A 17332-nucleotide genomic window follows, 5' to 3' on the forward strand; every position below is an offset into this window, starting at 1 on the left:
TCCAGACTTGAAAATAGAGGAATTTAAAAAATGATATACCGTCCAGAACACATCATGATTCGTGACATGATGCGGGATTATTCGCAAGCCCAGCTTAAATCTACAGCCGCAATGCGTGATAAAACGCATCAGTTTCCAGCACAGGAATTGAAAGAGCTAGGAAAATTGGGTGCAATGGGCATGACTGTCCCCGAACAATGGGGTGGTGCAGGACTAGATTATGTAGCATTGGTACTGGCTTTAGAAGAAATAGCCGCAGGTGATGGGGCAATTTCAACGATTGTCAGTGTACAAAATTCATTAATTTGTGGCATTACACAGCTTTATGGGAATGAGCAACAAAAGCAACAGTTTTTGCCTAAATTTGCATCTGGTGAATGGTTGGGCTGCTTTTGTCTGACGGAACCCCATGTTGGATCAGATGCCAGTGCTATTTTGACTAAAGCTCATCGTGAGGGTAATGAATGGGTTTTAAATGGAGTAAAGCAATTTATTACCAGTGGTAAAAATGCCAATGTCGCATTAGTACTCGCAGTTACAGATAAATCGGCAGGTAAAAAGGGAATATCTTGCTTTCTGGTGCCTACCGATACGGCAGGTTATCAGGTTACTCGTATTGAAGACAAAATGGGACAGCATGCTTCTGATACTGCCACGATCACATTAGAAAACTGTCGCATCCCAGTGGAAAATTTGGTTGGAAAAGAGGGCGAAGGTTATAAAATTGCCTTGTCAAATTTAGCTGCTGGGCGTATTGGAATTGCTGCTCAATCTGTAGGAATGGCGCGAGCGGCTTTTGATGCAGCCGTACAATATGCGAATGAACGTAAAGCTTTTGGAGTGGAACTGGTACAACATCAGGCAGTAAGTTTTAGATTGGCAGACATGGCAACGCAGATCGAAGCCGCACGACAGCTGGTGTTACATGCTGCGAGTTTAAAAGATGCAAATCTTCCCTGTTTAAAAGAAGCATCTATGGCCAAACTTTTTGCTTCTACAATGGCCGAAAAAGTATGTTCAGATGCGATTCAGATCCACGGTGGTTATGGCTATGTCAGTGAATTCCCTGTAGAGAGGATTTATCGCGATGTAAGAGTTAGCCAGATTTATGAAGGCGCATCTGATATTCAACGCTTAGTCATTGCTAGAGAAGTTACTCAGCTTTAAGTGACTATGTTTTTTTAGTATATGTCAAATACCTCAGCTTGATTGAGGTATTTGGGAATTGAATGACATAAAAAGACAGTATAAGTTAAATTGGATGGTAAAAATGAACAGCATCAAATGATGTTTGATTACAACAACAATGGATTATGAGATAGACAATCAACTTGGTCTATCTGAATGAAGACGGAATATAAGAGGTTTTCGGGATGAAGACACTGGCACAAGCATATCTTGAATTTGACTTTAATCAACTGGTTCAACAACAACTAACAGGTCATAAACATCGTATAAATGCCTACGAAGAATGTTGCGGCAGATATGTCGGTCAAAATAAAGTGGCTTTGATGTGGGAAGGTAAAAATGGTGAGAGCCAATCTTATACTTTTGAGCAATGTGCTGAATATTCAGGAAAATTAGCTCACTATTTGAAGTCCATCAATATTCAGGCAGGAGATTGTGTCGCAGGATTATTACCGCGGACACCAGAACTATTAATTACAATTCTAGCGACATGGCGTATAGGCGCAATTTACCAACCGCTTTTTACTGCATTTGAATCTAAAGCGATTGAACATCGTTTGCAAACAGCCAAAACCAAACTTGTTGTCACCAATATTGAACAGCAACCTAAGCTTAAAGACTTAAACGTCCATCAAATCTTGCTTGTAGAAGATGAAAAGCAAAATCAGAACAATGATAGTTTTTGGGGGCTAATGGATTTATTTGATTCTAATTGTCCAGTTGAATATCGCAGTTTTGATGATGATTTTTTGATGATGTTTACCTCAGGCACTACAGGTTTGGCCAAGTCCGTACCTGTACCTTTAAAAGCAATTTTGGCTTTTAAAGGGTATATGACTCATGCTATCGATTTACGTGAACAAGATTCGTTTTGGAATCTTGCCGATCCTGGTTGGGCATATGGTCTTTATTACGGAATTACAGGACCTTTAAGTTTAGGCCACTCGATCATTATGGACGAAAATGCATTTAGTGTAGATCGTGCCATTGAGTTAATTAAAAAATATCAGGTTAATAATCTTACAGGTTCGCCGACCGCATTTCGCATGTTTTACGGTTTTAAAGAAAAGTTTGATGAAGGCATCAAACAGCATTTAAGAGTCGTCAGTAGTGCAGGAGAACCTTTGACGCCAGAGGTTATTCATTGGTTTAAACATGATCTTGATGTCAATATTTATGACCAGTATGGCCAGACAGAATTAGGCATGGTGATTGGTAATCATCATGCATTGGAACATGTGATCAAAATAGGTTCTGCGGGTTTTGCTATTCCGGGGCATCGTTTTGCTGTACTTGATGAAAGTTTTGAGGAATTGGGGCAGGGTGGAACTGGGATATTGGCAATTGATTGCGATGCATCCCCATTATTATGGTTTAAGGGCTATGGTGATAACAACCGAAAATCTTTCGTAGGTAAATATTACATTACGGGCGATACCGTCCAAATAAATGAACATGAAGGCATTGATTTTGTCGGGCGTGCTGACGATGTCATTACAACGTCTGGTTATCGTGTAGGCCCTTTTGATGTAGAAAGCACTTTATTGGAGTGTGAAGAAGTTTTGGAATCTGCGGTTATAGGTAAACCTGATCCAGCGAGAACCGAAATTGTAAAAGCTTTTGTGGTTCTGAAAGCAGACTATCAAGCGACTGATCATCTCAAGGAAAAACTGCAAATGTATGTACGAGGTCGGCTATCCAAACATGCTTACCCAAAAGAAATTGAGTTTGTGGAAGCATTACCTAAAACCGTAAGTGGTAAAATTCAACGTGGTGTACTCAAACAACAAGAGATCGAAAGGATGCAGCAAGTCTGTGCAAGTTAGCTTCATATCTATTATTCATGGCAGAAACCAATGGAATATTGCGTTATTGTAGCTCATTGGTTTCTCTTGAGAGATTACGAAGTATTTTACAAATGGGCTTTTACTTCATCGCCAATAGTATAAAACGTACCCCCTGCAATATAATGTAAGCTCCTTAAACGCTTATCTGCATCTGCAAAATACCAGTGTCCATCGCGAAATACCCTCGAATCTGCCCAAGCGCCCACGACATTGCCTATAAACAAATCGTGAGTTTGCTGATTATGCGTTTCAGGAATAACTTTGCATATAAGCCAAGCAATGCACCCGTCTACTAAAGGTACATCAAAGCCATTTTGATAAAAAAGTTGTGTCCCACAAATCGCCAATTTATTTGGTTCATTGAACTTAGTGATACTGCCTAATTGGTAAGTCATATCTAGTTGTGCAAAACAGGGTACTTGTAAAGCAAAGTAACCATTTTGCTCAATGATTTGTCGGGTGTTGGTGCTTTTATCTAAAACAACAGTGACTTTGGCAGGACTAAATTCGAGTGCACAAGCCCATGCGGCTGCCATACATCAACATCTTCACCAGTTTGGGCTGAGACCAAAACAGTTGGTCCATGATTGAGTAAGCGATAGGCCTTGGATAATTCGACACTTTGAATATAAGGATTCATAAAATTAAAACTTTAAAGAATTTACTTACTATTTTGACAGAAAACCAATCCAAAATAACCTGGATTTAAAAGATTCATACAAGATGAATCAGTAAAATATTTTATATATTGAAGATGTTATAAAGCGAATTTTAAAAAATACAATAGGAGAATGATATGCTATTACATTTGGAGGGCTTTGAGCATTTAAACTTGAATATCTGTTGCTTGTAATGGTGTCTAGTTTCATTATTTACATGACTATAATATTTTAATATTTCTTAGATGTTTGGGGTCATATTTAATCCGAATATACTGGCGCACATGGTATTTCGTAATTTCATTTTTTAATTAGAATCTTAATTTTTCCGTCAGGACTTTTTTCATCTTCCACACACCACTAAATATATCGCAGCAAATCTGGTCGCGTCTTTCTAAACTATCTATGCGATAGGAATCTATTAGACTGAGAGCCGTCAGATAACCAAAACTTTCTAAACTATCTATGCGATAGGAATCTTGAGGAAAATAGCGTCGTAAGTTTGGGGGATTTTCTAAACTATCTATGCGATAGGAATCACACCATGCTCCGCGCCAACTTACATCAGGCATTTCTAAACTATCTATGCGATAGGAATCCGCTAAAAATACAGGTTGATAACCTAACCAATTTTCTAAACTATCTATGCGATAGGAATCGCGTTTTTCTCCAGTCGCAGTCTGGAGGCAATTTTCTAAACTATCTATGCGATAGGAATCCATAAAAATATAGTCATAAACTAAACAATAACAACGACTTCATGACTAAAAATCTTTTCAACCAAAGAAATGAAAGTAATTCATAAGTTTATGATTTTATTAAATTGTTAAAGAGTTATAAAAATATTCGGTTAAAACGTACTAAAAGTCAAATTCATTTAAAATTGAACCCATTACGTTTAGGCATTAAAAACCACAACAAAACAAGGTATCATAAGTCGTTTTGCATCAACATCTTTTGGAGACCCCTGAGTGGAGCGACCGACTATTAGCCCTGAACATTTGCAGGAAGCAGCAGAGAACTTAACAACGATTCGTGATTTTATTCGTTTTGGTGTCACTGCATTACGTCAATATGATGCTCATTTAGGTCAGGGAACCGAAGACTATTTTGCAGAAAGTTCAGCACTGGTTTTACAAACTCTTTCGCTTGAATGGGCTGCAGATGCCGAAATTTTGGAGGCCAAACTGTTACCTAGTGAAAAAGCTGAGTTTCTAAGTTTGCTAGAAAGACGTGTCAATGAACGAATTCCAACATCATATTTGTTAAATCTGGCTTATTTTGCAAATAAACCATTTTATGTCGATGAGCGTGTATTGATTCCACGTTCACCTATTGCGGAGTTAATTGAACAACGCTTTGCTCCTTACTGTCTGGATGAACATGGAAATCTGCAAGAAGCTTTAAATCATTTACCTGAAAATACAAATCCTAAAACTCCGCAGCGTATTTTAGATATGTGTACGGGTTCAGGTTGTATTGCTATAGCTTTGGCTTATGCATTTCCAGAGTCGGAAGTGGATGCAACTGATATTTCCAAAGATGCGCTTGAAGTCGCTGCTATTAATGCGGAACATCACGAAAAGCAATATCAGGTTGCCTTATTAGAGTCTGACTTATTTTCAAAAATTCCTGCCGAAAATCAATATGATTTAATTGTCAGCAATCCGCCTTATGTTGATGCAGAAGATATGGCTGATTTACCAGAAGAATTTTTACATGAACCTGAATTAGCGCTGGCAGCAGGTCAAGATGGTCTGGATCTGGTGCGAAAAATGTTGGCTCAAGCTGCTGATTATTTGACTGAAGATGGTTTAATTGTGATTGAAGTCGGTAATTCTGAATGGGCAATGCGTCAAAATTTTCATACGGTTGATTTTCACTGGTTGACTTTCAAAAAAGGTGGTTCAGGTATTTTTGCTTTAACCGCAGAGCAATGCCGCCGTTATCAGCGTTTATTTCAAGAATCGTTAGAAGCATAAGGGGTTGTAAATATGGCAGGGAATAGTATTGGTCAACTCTTTCGTGTAACGACATGTGGCGAGTCACATGGTGTTGGATTAATGGCGATCGTAGATGGCATTCCACCAGGCTTGGAACTCTGTGCAGACGATTTGCAAAAAGATCTGGATCGTCGTAAACCTGGCACATCAAAATTTGCAACGCAACGTAAAGAACCGGATGAAGTTGAAATTATTTCAGGGGTTTTTGAAGGTAAAACTACGGGTACTTCCATTGGTCTGCTCATTCGTAATACAGATCAGAAATCAAAAGATTATGGCAATATTGCACAAACTTTCCGTCCAGGCCATGCGGATTATACTTATACGCAAAAATATGGTTTTCGTGATTATCGCGGTGGTGGACGTTCAAGTGCGCGTGAAACAGCAATGCGTGTTGCTGCTGGCGCAATTGCAAAAAAATATCTATTTGAAAAATTTGGGATCGTGATTCGTGGTCATGTAACTCAAATAGGAAATGAAATTGCACAAAAACTGGATTGGGCTGAAGTCACCAATAATCCTTTTTTCTGCGGTGATGCTGATGCGGTTCCTCGTTTTGAAGCGTTAGTGACCTCTTTGCGTGAACAGGGTACGAGTTGTGGTGCGAAACTTGAAATTCTGGCCGAAAAAGTTCCAGTCGGTTGGGGGGAACCTGTATTTGATCGTCTTGATGCTGATATCGCACATGCCATGATGAGTATCAACGCTGTAAAAGGTGTAGAAATTGGTGATGGGTTTGCAGTAGCTGGCCAGTTTGGACATGAAACTCGTGATGAACTTTCAATAGATGGCTTTCTTGCAAATCATGCAGGCGGGATTTTAGGCGGGATTTCGAGTGGACAAACTATTCGTGTTGCTATTGCTTTAAAACCTACAGCAAGTATTACCACTCCTGGCAAAACTATTAATCTAGATCGTGAAAATACAGATGTGTTGACTAAAGGTCGTCATGATCCTTGTGTGGGCGTGCGGGCAACTCCAATTGCTGAAGCTATGCTTGCCATTGTATTAATGGATCATTTCTTACGCAATCGAGCACAAAATGCGGACGTAATCGCTCCATTTGTACCGATTGAACCATAAGCTCAGTATTTCATAAAAAACTCACCGTTTGGGGTGAGTTTTTTTATGATTAACTTTGAAATATCTGGTTAAGAAGAATACACGTTGACAAAGTTTTGATAGGCAGAAGAAGCTTGTCCATCAATATACATTGGGCGTTTGATTGCGCCGTGATCTGTATTGATTTGAACGTCAATGCGTTTTGCATTTTTAAAGTCATTTAAAAAGCTGGTAGGAACAACAACATGATTAGACGAACGTTTTGGTTCTAAACGACTAATGTACTGTAATTCAGTAGGTTGTGCGGGTATATAACTTAAATGTTTACCATCAACAATAAACGTTACTTTTTTAATATCGTAATAGAGATAGCTGCTATTTAGCCGCACATCAATACGAAGTTGATTTTTATTCTCCGAACTCCATGACGCAGCCATAACAGGACACTGTTCATTTGGTTTACACAGCAATAGTCCTGCTGTTGCTAAACGATCAGTATTAGTTTTACTCTCTGGAACAGTTGTACAACCGTGTAAAAAAATGAAAGCCGCCATGAACCCAAGTGTTTTTTTCATTTTAGATTTCCCCTAAATATATATTCTTCATTTTCCTATTATTCATCTATACCAAGAAAATGAAAGGGTTGTGAAGCTTTGAATTGTGCTGTTGCATCACCTGCATAGATGTTCTCTTGATTTTTACCTAAATCTAACTTGCGTGTCACCCCATCTTTGAAATTAATTTTGTTAAGATCGACCCAGAAACTGTTGGGTGAAAGTGCGGACTCAAAAAAGTAAAGTTTACGCTTATGGTCAACCACAGTACGCCAGCGTGTTGAGGAAATATTAGGTTCTTCTTCAGTATTTAGCCCATAAGGTACAGATACATTACGAATGACACTAAAAACCGAGGCAAGTGCTTCTTTCGGTTCATCATTTTTGGGAATGGCATTAATATAAAAAGAAGCTCTGGCAAAACGATCAGATGCTCGATTGGTTCCAGGGAGGAAAGTAGTTCCACCAATTTGTTTCCAATATTGATTAAGTGCCAACTGTTCATCAAAAATAGGGGAATTTGTCATAACCTGATAGTTCCGACTATGATGAATGACTTGTCTGCCGTTAATATATTCCACAATGGCACTATCACCTGTTTTATCAGAAATCGATAAATGTAATGTAGTTAAGCGTTTTTCACCAGGCACAGCATCTGAAACCACAATAAAGGGTTCTTTTTGTAAGGCTTGTACGGCTTCATCTACGGTTGCGAAGTTATCCAGAACATACTGCGCCCAAGCGGCAATTGTAAGTTTGGGTTTGCTGGATTTTGTTGCATCTGGATACTCAGATTCAACCAACCAAAGCAGATTGGCATTCAAACCCGCTTCATTAACTCCATCCGTTGTTGAAATATCATAACCTGTTGCAACCACACTTCCGTATTTAGATGTCCAGTGAATAGAGTTTTTACCCGCATTTCCACTTCGTTTTACACCGCTAGGCAGAATCCATAGATTTGTACCGACATCTTGTTTCCAATCCATAGAGCGAGCAGTAATAACAGTTTGGTTGTCACCTTGAAATACCACTCTTGTACAGGCTTGAGCGGTAAATGATATAAAACATAAACTACTGGCTATTAAACTACTCAACAGAGCTTTCTTAATCATTTTCATATCCTAATGTGGAATGTTCTTAGTGTTGTTATTGATCATCTACTTGATTAATTTAGCGTGATTTAATTTGAATTGTTCGTTTTTTAACAAATTTTCGCATAAATGCTTTGAAGAAAATTGACGATTAAACGCTACATAATTACGAATTTAGTTCATTGATATGCAAAATTGACATATTTATTTCATAAATTCAACATTATTATAATTTTATGTAGACTAGTCTGTATATTTTTAATATAATAAGGTGGAAGTAATGATTATCTTAATATAACTATTTGTTAATAATGAATTTTTTGCAGTAGTAAATAGGTTCGTGTAATTCAGATAATTTAAGAAAATATATAATATTTTATTTAAATCAATAGGTTAAAAGTTTTTTAGTTGTGCGTTTTACAGCCTGCTTCTTCCCCAAGTTGCAGGTTTTTTTTATTTTTAAAATGAATATTAGAAAAGTCGGATTCATCTTTTTGTAAAAATTAAATGTTAATTTGACTTTAGGATCAAAGGGGCGAAATACGTATGAGAAAAGCAAATGAAACCAATCTAGATTATTTAAATAATATAATAGATGATTTTAAAAACATTAAAGAAAAGCCGAGTAAAATCTTAATTGGATATAAAATTTATGCTGAACTTATGAATGATACTCAGTTCAAAAGTGAAATACTAGAATCCGCCTTAGATCCAAACAAACGCAAATACCGAAAATTAAAAATCAAAATAACGCAAGATGATTATCAACTCAAAATTGAATAGATACTAATCATTTTTAGAATCAAATGGTATTGAATTAGCAATGTATTTTAATTGTTCATAATCCTTAATAATGATTTTACCAAAATTAACTTCTACAATTTTTTTCTTTTCAAGTTCTTGTAATAACTGATTAATTGTTTGTCGGGAACATGCCAGCATTTGTGCTAATTTTTCTTGTGAGATTTGAATCATAAAATTTTCAATATTTTCAATATTACCGTAGCCTTGTAATATAAAGTTTAAACGCTGGGCCAAATGTTGTAATAAACTTCGACTATGAATGGCATTTAATTCTAAAAATGCAAATCTGAGTTTTTGGCTAATTAATTGAGCCAAAAAGTACCAGCCTTCAGGATGCGATTTAAGTAACAGATCTAAATTTTTTTGAGATAAATACAAGACTTTACTGGATTTTACTGCAACAGCCTGATGTGAGCGAGGAGATTGATCAACTAACGAGATTTCCCCAAACCAATTAATAGGCTCAAAAATCGCGATTAAAAAGTGATTACCATGTTCATCCGTTGAACAAATTTCGATAGAGCCTTCTAATAATGCATAGATGCCATCAAAAGCATCGCCCGCGTAAAAAGCAGCCTGGTTTTTTTCTAAATTTAAAAGTTTGGCATTTTGGAAAATAAAATCCTGAAACAAAATAGGCAATTGCGAAAACCAGAGATTGCGTTGTAGATGTGCGTGAAATTTGGTATCCAACATTTTATTCCCTTTGGCTTTAAATGTCGGTTAGCCGACAACTTGCTTTTTTTAAGTTGGTTATAGTAACAGTAACTTTAGGCAAGGATGCATAAAAATGAGTAAATTAGAGCAGTTATTAAGTCAATATGCCGCTTATCATTTAGACCAGAAAAATGTGATGACACATTTTATAGGAATTCCTTTGATTGTTTTTGCTCTATTTTGTCTGGCAGCACGGGTAGAGTTTAGCGTGGGTCAGTTTCATCTGCATTTGGTAATTACACTATTATGGATCATGGTGGTTTATTATCTACGTCTTGATTATATATTTGGTTTAATGATGCTTTTTATTCTTGGAGCATGTACATATTTAGCTCTAGAGATTGCTCAATTGGATATTTGGCTTTGGCTTAGTATTTCCATTGGCAGCTTTATTATTGGCTGGATTTTTCAGTTTATTGGTCATTTTTTTGAAAAGAAAAAGCCTGCATTTGTCGATGATATCGTAGGTTTAGCAATTGGACCGTTGTTTGTTCTGGCTGAATTTGTTTTTTTATTGGGTTTTCGCAAGTCACTTAAAGATAAGGTTCTTGAGCAAGCCCATGTTTTGAGAAAAGAAATGGATAAACATTCTTCTTTGTCAGCAAAACATATTTAGTTTTTTGCTTGTGTCTGAAGCCAAAGCCCTACGGGGCTTTTTTTTATAGGGTTGACTTGAGTCGGCATTGAGGGAATAGTGCTTAATAACGTTATACATTTAGAATGATCAATTTTTTTAGAATTGTTTTGTTTATTAATTGTTTATATATCTGGTCAAGCTTTTAAAAGCAGTAAAGAATAGATTTAAAAGGTTTAAGTAGCATGGATAAAATGAGAACAACAGTAAAATATGTCGTACTCAAAGGTGATGATTATCAACTTGGAACTCCTTTACATGAGGAGAATCTGGAAACGGGTAGTACATATTTTGACAACATACCTTCTGTTGTAACGTTTAATGGACGAGATTTTAGGGTCAAATATAAGGAACTGATTCGCAAACAGACTTTTGATGAAAATGATGAATCACAGCATATATTAGTAAAAATGATTGCAATGAACTAACTAAAATTAACAGTTTAAAACTTAAAATCTTGGATAATCGAAATGGTTAAATGAAGTGTGGAATGACACAATGACTAAAAAAATATTGCTGATTCTGTGTGGTAGCACACTTATTTTACCCGCTTGTGCAACGACTCATTCATCTAAACCACACAAAATTGGAATGGCAAACCCAGCCAGCCAATACTGTGTTGATCAAGGCGGTCGGCTGGAAATGAAAAAAGATGCGAATGGTGGCGAGTATGCCAATTGCATCTTGCCAGATGGGCGTATCATTGAGGAATGGCAACTATTTAGACAGGATCATCCTGTTAAATAATAAAGAAGCCCAGAAATAATGGCGTATCTCTGGGCTTTTTCTGATGTTTCTATAGCATTACAAACATAATAATTATTCCTAAAACGATCCGATACCACGCAAAAACGCGTAAAGTATGTTTCTCAACAAAACGAACCAATGCTTTAACAACAAATAATGCCGCTATAAATGCAGTTACAAAACCAAGCGCAATATTTGTCATATTATCAGCCGTGAGCACGCTGGCATTACGAACTAAGTCAAACACTGCTGCACCAAGCATAGTGGGCATCGCAAGAAAAAATGAAAATTCCGTTGCAGCTTTACGCGAAAGTCCTGCAAACATTCCACCAACGATAGTAGCGCCAGAACGAGAAGTCCCTGGGATCATCGCGACACATTGAGCTAGACCCACTAAGAAAGCCTGTTTATAAGTGATCTGAGTTGCTTCTGTAGTTTTATGATCGAACTTAATTGATTCTGCCCAAAAAATAATTAGGCCCCCCACAATCAATGCAATGGCTACAACCAAAGGGCTAAATAAGACAGATTTAATAAAGTCAACTGCCATAACGCCAATAATTACTGCAGGAAAAAAAGCAATAAGAACACTAAAACAGAAATGACGTGCCTGTGCATCGCCACTAAAAAAACCTTTAATTAAGTCTATAATTTTTTGCCGATATAACCAGCAAACTGCCAAAATTGCCCCTAATTGAATCACAACCTCGAACACTCGACCACTATCAGAATGGAAATCAATGAGATGGCCAAAAAGAATGAGATGACCCGTGCTTGAAATTGGTAAAAATTCTGTTAGCCCTTCAATCAGACCTAAAAAAAGAGCCTTAAAGGCTTCAAGGTGTTCCATGGATGATTACTCATGAATCAAATTTAATGATATTAATAAAAAAGATAGGCAAATCAGAAAATAAAAAACTAAATATTTTCAAGTCATAATGGCCTTGCTTTAACTATTTATTTAAGAAAAAAGCATTTCTTAAAGCACAAAATTGTATACGTAATCGGGTAAGGATCGAAGAGTAGAGTTCGGTTTCCCTTGTTAATATTTGTGAAAAACTAAGTAGCGTATGAGTGATTTTTTTATAAAGAATAAAAAGTTTTGCTGTTTTAATTAATGAGAATCATTTGCAATTAATTTTATGTTCTTGTATAGTTATGCCACTGGAAAGTTTCATGGGCTTGCCAGAAATAACAAAACTACTTCAGTAGTGTGTACAGCGTGATCCTTGATAGACCCATTGCGTTAAGCAATGGGTTCTTTTTTATTATAAGTAGCTAATTTATTTGTGACTATGTAGTATTTAGACATAATAAGACTAATTGAAATAATATAACATTCTAATATTTTTTTATCTTTGAATTTAAGAATCAATTTAGTGTTTTGAATTATATCAATTTAAAAATATCTTGATGGGGTGGTTATATATTGATTTTCTAAAGTGCCTAGGAGATATGTTTAAATAATATTAATAAATGATAGGTATTATGTATTTTTATTCAAACTATCATTTTGCTAGTATTTAGGATGCAAATGATCGCTTGATTACATCCAGCTATCATTTGTATTTCAGAATTTAAGCCATATTTGGCTTGTAAGATTCATCTTCATGATGAATCTTTTTTTTACTTTTGGCTAATATAAAACTCAAAAAAATAAGCATACTATTCAACTAAAATAATAAATCGGCTGCTACCTAGCTCACATCGCCCTGTGAGCTTTTTTTATAGATAAATTAAATAAATATAGTGTTTTATACGTCTTTTTTTTGAAGAAATAAGGCATTATTTCTCAAAAAATATGTGAATTTTATTTTTTAAAATATAGGTTGTGGCATAATTAAATTTGCGATCTATAAAGTAATAACTTTAGAAATACCAGCTTAGGGCGTTATGGCGTCCTCAATTTCTTGAATATTAATTTTCTGCATATGAAACATCGCATTCATTGCCAATTGCGCAATGTTCGGATTTGCATGATTAATCAATTCAATTAAACGTTTAGGGACGATTTGCCAATGTATGCCAAACTGATCTTTAAGCCAGCTACATTGCATGGGTATGCCACCGTGCTGTAGTAAAGATGTCCATAAATGATCCGTTTCCATTTGACTGGAAGTTTCAACGACTAAGGATATCCCTTGATTAAAATCAAAATGATGCGAATAAGATGAATCCATCGCGTATAAAATAAAGTCATCAATCGTAAATTGCGCATGTTGAATGTAATCTGAGTTTTCTGAACCCTTTTCGCTTTCTTTATAATATAGGAGGCTGGTGATTTCAGAGTTTGGAAAGATATGCGTGTAGAATTGCATTGCATTTAACGCTTTTCCAGCATTATTTTCAGTAAACATCAGGGTCGGTATAAGTCGTTGAGATGTAAAATCCTCACGCGGATCTAAATAAAGTTGCCATGATACGCCAAATTTATCCTGCACCCATCCATAAAACGGACTCCAAGGATAACGATCAAGCGGCATTAAAGCACAACCATCCGTGATAATTTGATCCCAATAGTATTGAACCTGATCAATAGAATCGCACAATAACATGAATGAGATAGAGGGATTGATTTTGAACTCTATATTTGGGCCTCCACTTAACAACATAAGCCTCTGTTTAAAAATATAAAGTTCCGATACATATTCATTGCTTTGACTAATTTGGCCATTAAATAGGGAACAATAAAATTCTGCTGCTTCTAGACGATTGGACTTGAGCCATATACAAGGATAGATTGAATTATTCATACGTCTACTTTTTTTATTTTCTTGTGTTGCTTTTTATTTTAGCAATTAATCTTTTAAAATCGTATTAATATTATAAAAATATACATAAATTTATTTAAAGCAGAATTAGCTTAATCAGGCGGTATTATTTTGGTATGGGAATGAATCCAATACCAAAATTAAAAACTAGTTTGATTTTTTCTGTTGTTCAAGTTGTTGCTTTAAATATAAATCCACATAATATTTTTCGGTATAGTCATCGGCGTATTGATTTGCCTGACTACGGGTTTTAGTCACTTCAACTTTTTCTAAGCAGCCCGATTCTGGAGTCACTCGAATGACCCACCATTGGCGGTTAATGCGTCTTACATTAAAGAGCTCTTTACTATATTTACGTTTTGCCATTGTGAACCTAAAGGCCGAAAAAATGATAAAACCAGTTCTACTTGAGCGCACTGTTTAAGTCAACATAGACACTTGATGATTGATCAAATTTTAAAACACAAAGAGAAAATCTTTTTTTAGGTAGATAGAAAATAAAAAACAGACACCAAATTTTTTTAATAGATGAAATTTACTGTAAATGGCATGTTGTGTTTTGTTAATCAAAGAAATCTACAATTTATTGCAAAACGATTTTAACTCTTTGATATATATTTATTTTATATAATGAATGTTTTGTAAAAATTGATTGTTTAATATACAAATGTAAGTTATTTCTCACAATCTTGTAAGCCAAAAGCTTATTTCCTTGAAATCTTATAAAACTATACTCGATTCAGCACATCAAAAAGGCATCTTAACTATTAAATAGAACGCTGAATGTTAAATAAGAGATCTGGAAAAAATAATAAAGATATCTTTATTAATATAAATCATCTAAATAATAGAAAAGAATCTCAAATAATCAATTGATGTGTCAATATCTCTCCTCTTTGGGGAAGGAGGAGAGATAATTATTTAATCAATAAGCGAGTAGGTGTCATAAATGTTTATTATAAAAAATATTTTTATATTTTTATTATCTATTGTTTTTTTATGCCTGCTTATTATTTTTTTAAATTATCTTGGATTTATGAAAATGCTAAATCTTGTGGTATCAGCGATCATATTTGGTACTTTTATCACCTTATATTTTAAGGAACTAAAATTATGTTTGAGTTTGCTTAGTTTATTTTTTGGTGCGATGTTGTGCATCAGCCAGACTATGGAGGTTGTATTAATGTTTCTAGTCACACTATTAGTCTATTTTTTAACAACAACAATGATGCCGAAGTTGAAAAAAATGCAGATAAAAATCAGTCAGCCTATAAAAATGGAGTGATACGCTAATTTTTTAGTTCCATTTTATAGGCTGGATTTTTCATTTTTGGCACTAATAGGCTTATTTAAAATAATTTAGGATGTTTATATTTAGATATCACTAATAAAAATAATACACTTTATAATTCTAAACTGCTTAACTCTGAATTTAGTTACTAGACTATTATTTTTTGCAAAGAATTTGATTAAATTACTTTTTATTTCAATTAATGAGGTCTATATGAAAAACATCATTTAGACATTAGATAAGCCATTTATAAGATGGTGGGGTCACTTTCAAAGAAATAAAGGAATACGTTTTTGTATACAAAGCAGACCATAAATTTGATGCAATGTGCGAAATTCGGGGCATTGCTCCAAATATTTTATAAATCTTCAAGCAAAGTGGAATGAAATACGCAGCCTCTCACAGTAGAGACAGACAGCGCTAATAAATGATAAAAAAGAGATGTTTTAAAAACAATTAAAATATATTATTTCGCAACTATTTTTTGATGACTAAAAGTCAACTTTTACTCTAAAACGTTTGAGTAAGAGTAAAGACTTTTGATAAAGGATTGAGATGTTAAGAGCCTTATTAATTGGTTGTTTAAGCGTACCAAGTTTTGCTTTTGCGTTAACTCCAGATCAGGAGTGTCAGCAGATTGCCGAAGTTGCTGCGGCAGTTATGCAACAACGCCAAGAGGGCATTCCATATTCCACACAGCAACGCATTTCAGAAGAGTTCACATCCGAAGACACCAAAGCTTTTTATATGGACATTGTTGAAGATGCATATTCGGAAAAACAGTTAAATACAGATACTGCTAAAGAACAAGCAACTCAAGCGTTTGCTAAGTCATATTTTGATCGCTGTCTAGCTCCAGAATAGTTTTATTCAATAGTCGCCAAATAGTTTTGTCGATATTGTTTGGGAGAAAGATCAAATTGGCGTTTAAAAGCCTGACTGAATGCTGTTTCCGAAGAATAGCCGATATTATTTGCAATCTTTTGAATGGTAAGGTTGCTTTCTCTTAATAATTGACTGGCAAGACGTAAACGATGCTGTTGTAGGTAAGCTAAAGGTGTTTCCTGAATAATACTTTGGAACAGGTTGGCAAATTTTGAACGAGACATACAACATTGTTCCGCTAAGGTTTCAACGGTCCAGGGTTGTTCTGGACTACCATGTATTGCGGCTAATGCATTGGAAAGTTCGGGATGGCTTAGAGCATTCAGCCAAGAGCTTTGGTCATCGAGCTGGGTAATATAATCCCTCACACATTCGATTAATAAAATAGTCATCAAATGGTCAAAAATTTTATCACGTCCAGGTTGAATGCGCTGAGTTTCAAGTGCCACAAAATATAGACCAACTCTTAACCATTCAGGGCCAGTTGAACTCATCGCATGATGGATATGAATATAAGAAGGAAGGGCATTAAGTAAAGGACGCGCCATTAATGTATCAATATGACAACGTACGGTAAATACTAATGCAGATTCAGGAGATTGAGTTCCAATTTCAATAGCATCATTACGGTGACCTTTAAAAAAATTGCTTATATCTAAACTATCAATTAATTTATTTTTATTACTATGAGAACCATGGTGTGCGTTTCCTGATGGAATCAGGACAATATCTCCCGCTTGGGCTGTTAAACTTGTATTTGCATCAATCTTAAAATGAGCAGATCCCATTAATATAATATGAGCAATAACAGCATTTTGTTCTCGCATGGAAAATGACCATTCTCCCTGCGCTTTAATATAAATATATTCAGATTTATTTAAATGAATATCGTCAAAAATTTTGCTTAATGCATCCATATTCGTTTTAAATTTCTTATTTCCAGTATTGATAGGCAAAAGGTTTAGACTAAAAATGTGATTTTAGGACAAAAAAATGGTCGAAAATGCCAAAGACTTTTACATAGGTTTTTTGGACGCATGCAACTGTCATTCAAAGTATAAATTCAACAAGATACA

17 protein-coding genes, 1 pseudogene and 1 CRISPR repeat array are annotated in these 17332 nt (G+C 35.3%); of the genes and pseudogenes, 10 read left to right on the forward strand and 8 right to left on the reverse strand.

Annotation, left to right across the window (positions count from 1 at the left end):
• The first annotated feature begins 30 nt into the window (after positions 1-30).
• A complete protein-coding gene (locus tag IAE19_RS06420) occupies positions 31-1167 on the forward strand; it encodes an acyl-CoA dehydrogenase family protein (RefSeq protein WP_200460105.1) in 1137 nt (378 codons plus the stop codon).
• Positions 1168-1511: 344 nt separating this feature from the next.
• Entirely contained in the window at positions 1512-3014 is a 1503-nt protein-coding gene (locus tag IAE19_RS06425; RefSeq protein ID WP_413784513.1) for an AMP-binding protein, read from the forward strand.
• 86 nt (positions 3015-3100) lie between these two features.
• Here the strand turns inward: IAE19_RS06425 and IAE19_RS06430 are convergent.
• Positions 3101-3675: pseudogene (locus tag IAE19_RS06430) on the reverse strand (flavin reductase family protein).
• A gap of 410 nt (positions 3676-4085) precedes the next feature.
• Positions 4086-4413: a CRISPR direct-repeat array (repeat unit 28 nt; unit sequence TTTCTAAACTATCTATGCGATAGGAATC).
• A 252-nt stretch (positions 4414-4665) separates the two neighbouring features.
• Between IAE19_RS06430 and prmB the strand changes: the two are divergent.
• Complete coding sequence (gene prmB, locus IAE19_RS06435) at positions 4666-5676, forward strand: 50S ribosomal protein L3 N(5)-glutamine methyltransferase (protein WP_200460107.1); 1011 nt, start codon at positions 4666-4668, stop codon at positions 5674-5676.
• 12 nt (positions 5677-5688) lie between these two features.
• Positions 5689-6780 (forward strand): chorismate synthase, encoded by a 1092-nt coding sequence (gene aroC, locus IAE19_RS06440; protein WP_200460108.1) that lies wholly within the window; start codon positions 5689-5691, stop codon positions 6778-6780.
• A gap of 68 nt (positions 6781-6848) precedes the next feature.
• Here the strand turns inward: aroC and IAE19_RS06445 are convergent, their stop codons facing one another.
• Both IAE19_RS06445 and IAE19_RS06450 read right to left on the reverse strand, forming a co-directional pair.
• Positions 6849-7334 (reverse strand): hypothetical protein, encoded by a 486-nt coding sequence (locus IAE19_RS06445; RefSeq protein WP_200460109.1) that lies wholly within the window; start codon positions 7332-7334, stop codon positions 6849-6851.
• Positions 7335-7372: 38 nt separating this feature from the next.
• Entirely contained in the window at positions 7373-8428 is a 1056-nt protein-coding gene (locus IAE19_RS06450; protein ID WP_200460110.1) for a linear amide C-N hydrolase, read from the reverse strand.
• Between the two features lie 525 nt (positions 8429-8953).
• Here IAE19_RS06450 and IAE19_RS06455 point away from each other — a divergent pair.
• On the forward strand, positions 8954-9190 hold the full coding sequence (locus IAE19_RS06455) for a hypothetical protein (RefSeq protein WP_200460111.1): 237 nt from the start codon (positions 8954-8956) through the stop codon (positions 9188-9190).
• A gap of 3 nt (positions 9191-9193) precedes the next feature.
• On the opposite strand, the gene IAE19_RS06460 is transcribed toward IAE19_RS06455, so the two are convergent.
• Positions 9194-9907 (reverse strand): Crp/Fnr family transcriptional regulator, encoded by a 714-nt coding sequence (locus tag IAE19_RS06460; RefSeq protein ID WP_200460112.1) that lies wholly within the window; start codon positions 9905-9907, stop codon positions 9194-9196.
• 94 nt (positions 9908-10001) lie between these two features.
• Here IAE19_RS06460 and IAE19_RS06465 point away from each other — a divergent pair, with 94 nt between their 5' ends.
• The 3 genes from IAE19_RS06465 to IAE19_RS06475 all read left to right on the forward strand — a co-directional run bounded on the left by IAE19_RS06465 (position 10002) and on the right by IAE19_RS06475 (position 11309).
• Positions 10002-10544, forward strand: coding sequence for a DUF962 domain-containing protein (locus IAE19_RS06465; RefSeq protein ID WP_200460113.1), 543 nt, complete (start codon positions 10002-10004; stop codon positions 10542-10544).
• 203 nt (positions 10545-10747) lie between these two features.
• Positions 10748-10990, forward strand: coding sequence for a hypothetical protein (locus IAE19_RS06470; RefSeq protein ID WP_413784486.1), 243 nt, complete (start codon positions 10748-10750; stop codon positions 10988-10990).
• Positions 10991-11060: 70 nt separating this feature from the next.
• Positions 11061-11309, forward strand: a complete 249-nt coding sequence (locus IAE19_RS06475) for a DUF333 domain-containing protein (protein WP_200460114.1) — start codon at positions 11061-11063, stop codon at positions 11307-11309.
• 49 nt (positions 11310-11358) lie between these two features.
• On the opposite strand, the gene IAE19_RS06480 is transcribed toward IAE19_RS06475, so the two are convergent.
• The 3 genes from IAE19_RS06480 to IAE19_RS06490 form a co-directional block, all read right to left on the reverse strand.
• Positions 11359-12159 (reverse strand): undecaprenyl-diphosphate phosphatase, encoded by an 801-nt coding sequence (locus IAE19_RS06480; protein ID WP_200460115.1) that lies wholly within the window; start codon positions 12157-12159, stop codon positions 11359-11361.
• Between the two features lie 1033 nt (positions 12160-13192).
• Positions 13193-14062 carry a VOC family protein gene (locus IAE19_RS06485; RefSeq protein ID WP_200460116.1) on the reverse strand — a complete coding sequence of 290 codons (870 nt, stop codon included), beginning with the start codon at positions 14060-14062 and terminating at the stop codon, positions 13193-13195.
• Positions 14063-14227: 165 nt separating this feature from the next.
• Positions 14228-14446 (reverse strand): hypothetical protein, encoded by a 219-nt coding sequence (locus IAE19_RS06490; protein ID WP_200460117.1) that lies wholly within the window; start codon positions 14444-14446, stop codon positions 14228-14230.
• A gap of 583 nt (positions 14447-15029) precedes the next feature.
• Here IAE19_RS06490 and IAE19_RS16575 point away from each other — a divergent pair.
• Both IAE19_RS16575 and IAE19_RS06495 read left to right on the forward strand, forming a co-directional pair.
• The gene (locus IAE19_RS16575; protein ID WP_227612201.1) at positions 15030-15365 is read left to right on the forward strand and encodes a hypothetical protein; all 336 of its coding nucleotides are present in this window, start codon (positions 15030-15032) and stop codon (positions 15363-15365) included.
• Positions 15366-15926: 561 nt separating this feature from the next.
• Positions 15927-16235, forward strand: coding sequence for a hypothetical protein (locus tag IAE19_RS06495; protein ID WP_200460118.1), 309 nt, complete (start codon positions 15927-15929; stop codon positions 16233-16235).
• 2 nt (positions 16236-16237) lie between these two features.
• On the opposite strand, the gene IAE19_RS06500 is transcribed toward IAE19_RS06495, so the two are convergent.
• Positions 16238-17173, reverse strand: a complete 936-nt coding sequence (locus IAE19_RS06500; protein WP_200460119.1) for an AraC family transcriptional regulator — start codon at positions 17171-17173, stop codon at positions 16238-16240.
• Positions 17174-17332 lie beyond the last annotated feature (159 nt).

The organism is Acinetobacter sp. S40, assembly GCF_016624705.1.
Taxonomy (GTDB): domain Bacteria; phylum Pseudomonadota; class Gammaproteobacteria; order Pseudomonadales; family Moraxellaceae; genus Acinetobacter.

What these genes read in the sequence shown, in the direction of transcription:
- IAE19_RS06490 (WP_200460117.1), bottom strand. Translation starts at nt 14,446, where the DNA reads ATGGCAAAACGTAAATATAGTAAAGAGCTCTTTAATGTAAGACGCATT.
- IAE19_RS06460 (WP_200460112.1), bottom strand. Translation starts at nt 9,907, where the DNA reads ATGTTGGATACCAAATTTCACGCACATCTACAACGCAATCTCTGGTTT.
- IAE19_RS06445 (WP_200460109.1), bottom strand. Translation starts at nt 7,334, where the DNA reads ATGAAAAAAACACTTGGGTTCATGGCGGCTTTCATTTTTTTACACGGT.
- IAE19_RS06475 (WP_200460114.1), top strand. Translation starts at nt 11,061, where the DNA reads ATGACTAAAAAAATATTGCTGATTCTGTGTGGTAGCACACTTATTTTA.
- IAE19_RS06500 (WP_200460119.1), bottom strand. Translation starts at nt 17,173, where the DNA reads ATGGATGCATTAAGCAAAATTTTTGACGATATTCATTTAAATAAATCT.
- IAE19_RS16575 (WP_227612201.1), top strand. Translation starts at nt 15,030, where the DNA reads ATGTTTATTATAAAAAATATTTTTATATTTTTATTATCTATTGTTTTT.
- IAE19_RS06455 (WP_200460111.1), top strand. Translation starts at nt 8,954, where the DNA reads ATGAGAAAAGCAAATGAAACCAATCTAGATTATTTAAATAATATAATA.
- IAE19_RS06495 (WP_200460118.1), top strand. Translation starts at nt 15,927, where the DNA reads ATGTTAAGAGCCTTATTAATTGGTTGTTTAAGCGTACCAAGTTTTGCT.
- aroC (WP_200460108.1), top strand. Translation starts at nt 5,689, where the DNA reads ATGGCAGGGAATAGTATTGGTCAACTCTTTCGTGTAACGACATGTGGC.
- IAE19_RS06465 (WP_200460113.1), top strand. Translation starts at nt 10,002, where the DNA reads ATGAGTAAATTAGAGCAGTTATTAAGTCAATATGCCGCTTATCATTTA.
- IAE19_RS06480 (WP_200460115.1), bottom strand. Translation starts at nt 12,159, where the DNA reads ATGGAACACCTTGAAGCCTTTAAGGCTCTTTTTTTAGGTCTGATTGAA.
- IAE19_RS06470 (WP_413784486.1), top strand. Translation starts at nt 10,748, where the DNA reads ATGGATAAAATGAGAACAACAGTAAAATATGTCGTACTCAAAGGTGAT.
- IAE19_RS06420 (WP_200460105.1), top strand. Translation starts at nt 31, where the DNA reads ATGATATACCGTCCAGAACACATCATGATTCGTGACATGATGCGGGAT.
- IAE19_RS06425 (WP_413784513.1), top strand. Translation starts at nt 1,512, where the DNA reads ATGTGGGAAGGTAAAAATGGTGAGAGCCAATCTTATACTTTTGAGCAA.
- IAE19_RS06485 (WP_200460116.1), bottom strand. Translation starts at nt 14,062, where the DNA reads ATGAATAATTCAATCTATCCTTGTATATGGCTCAAGTCCAATCGTCTA.
- IAE19_RS06450 (WP_200460110.1), bottom strand. Translation starts at nt 8,428, where the DNA reads ATGATTAAGAAAGCTCTGTTGAGTAGTTTAATAGCCAGTAGTTTATGT.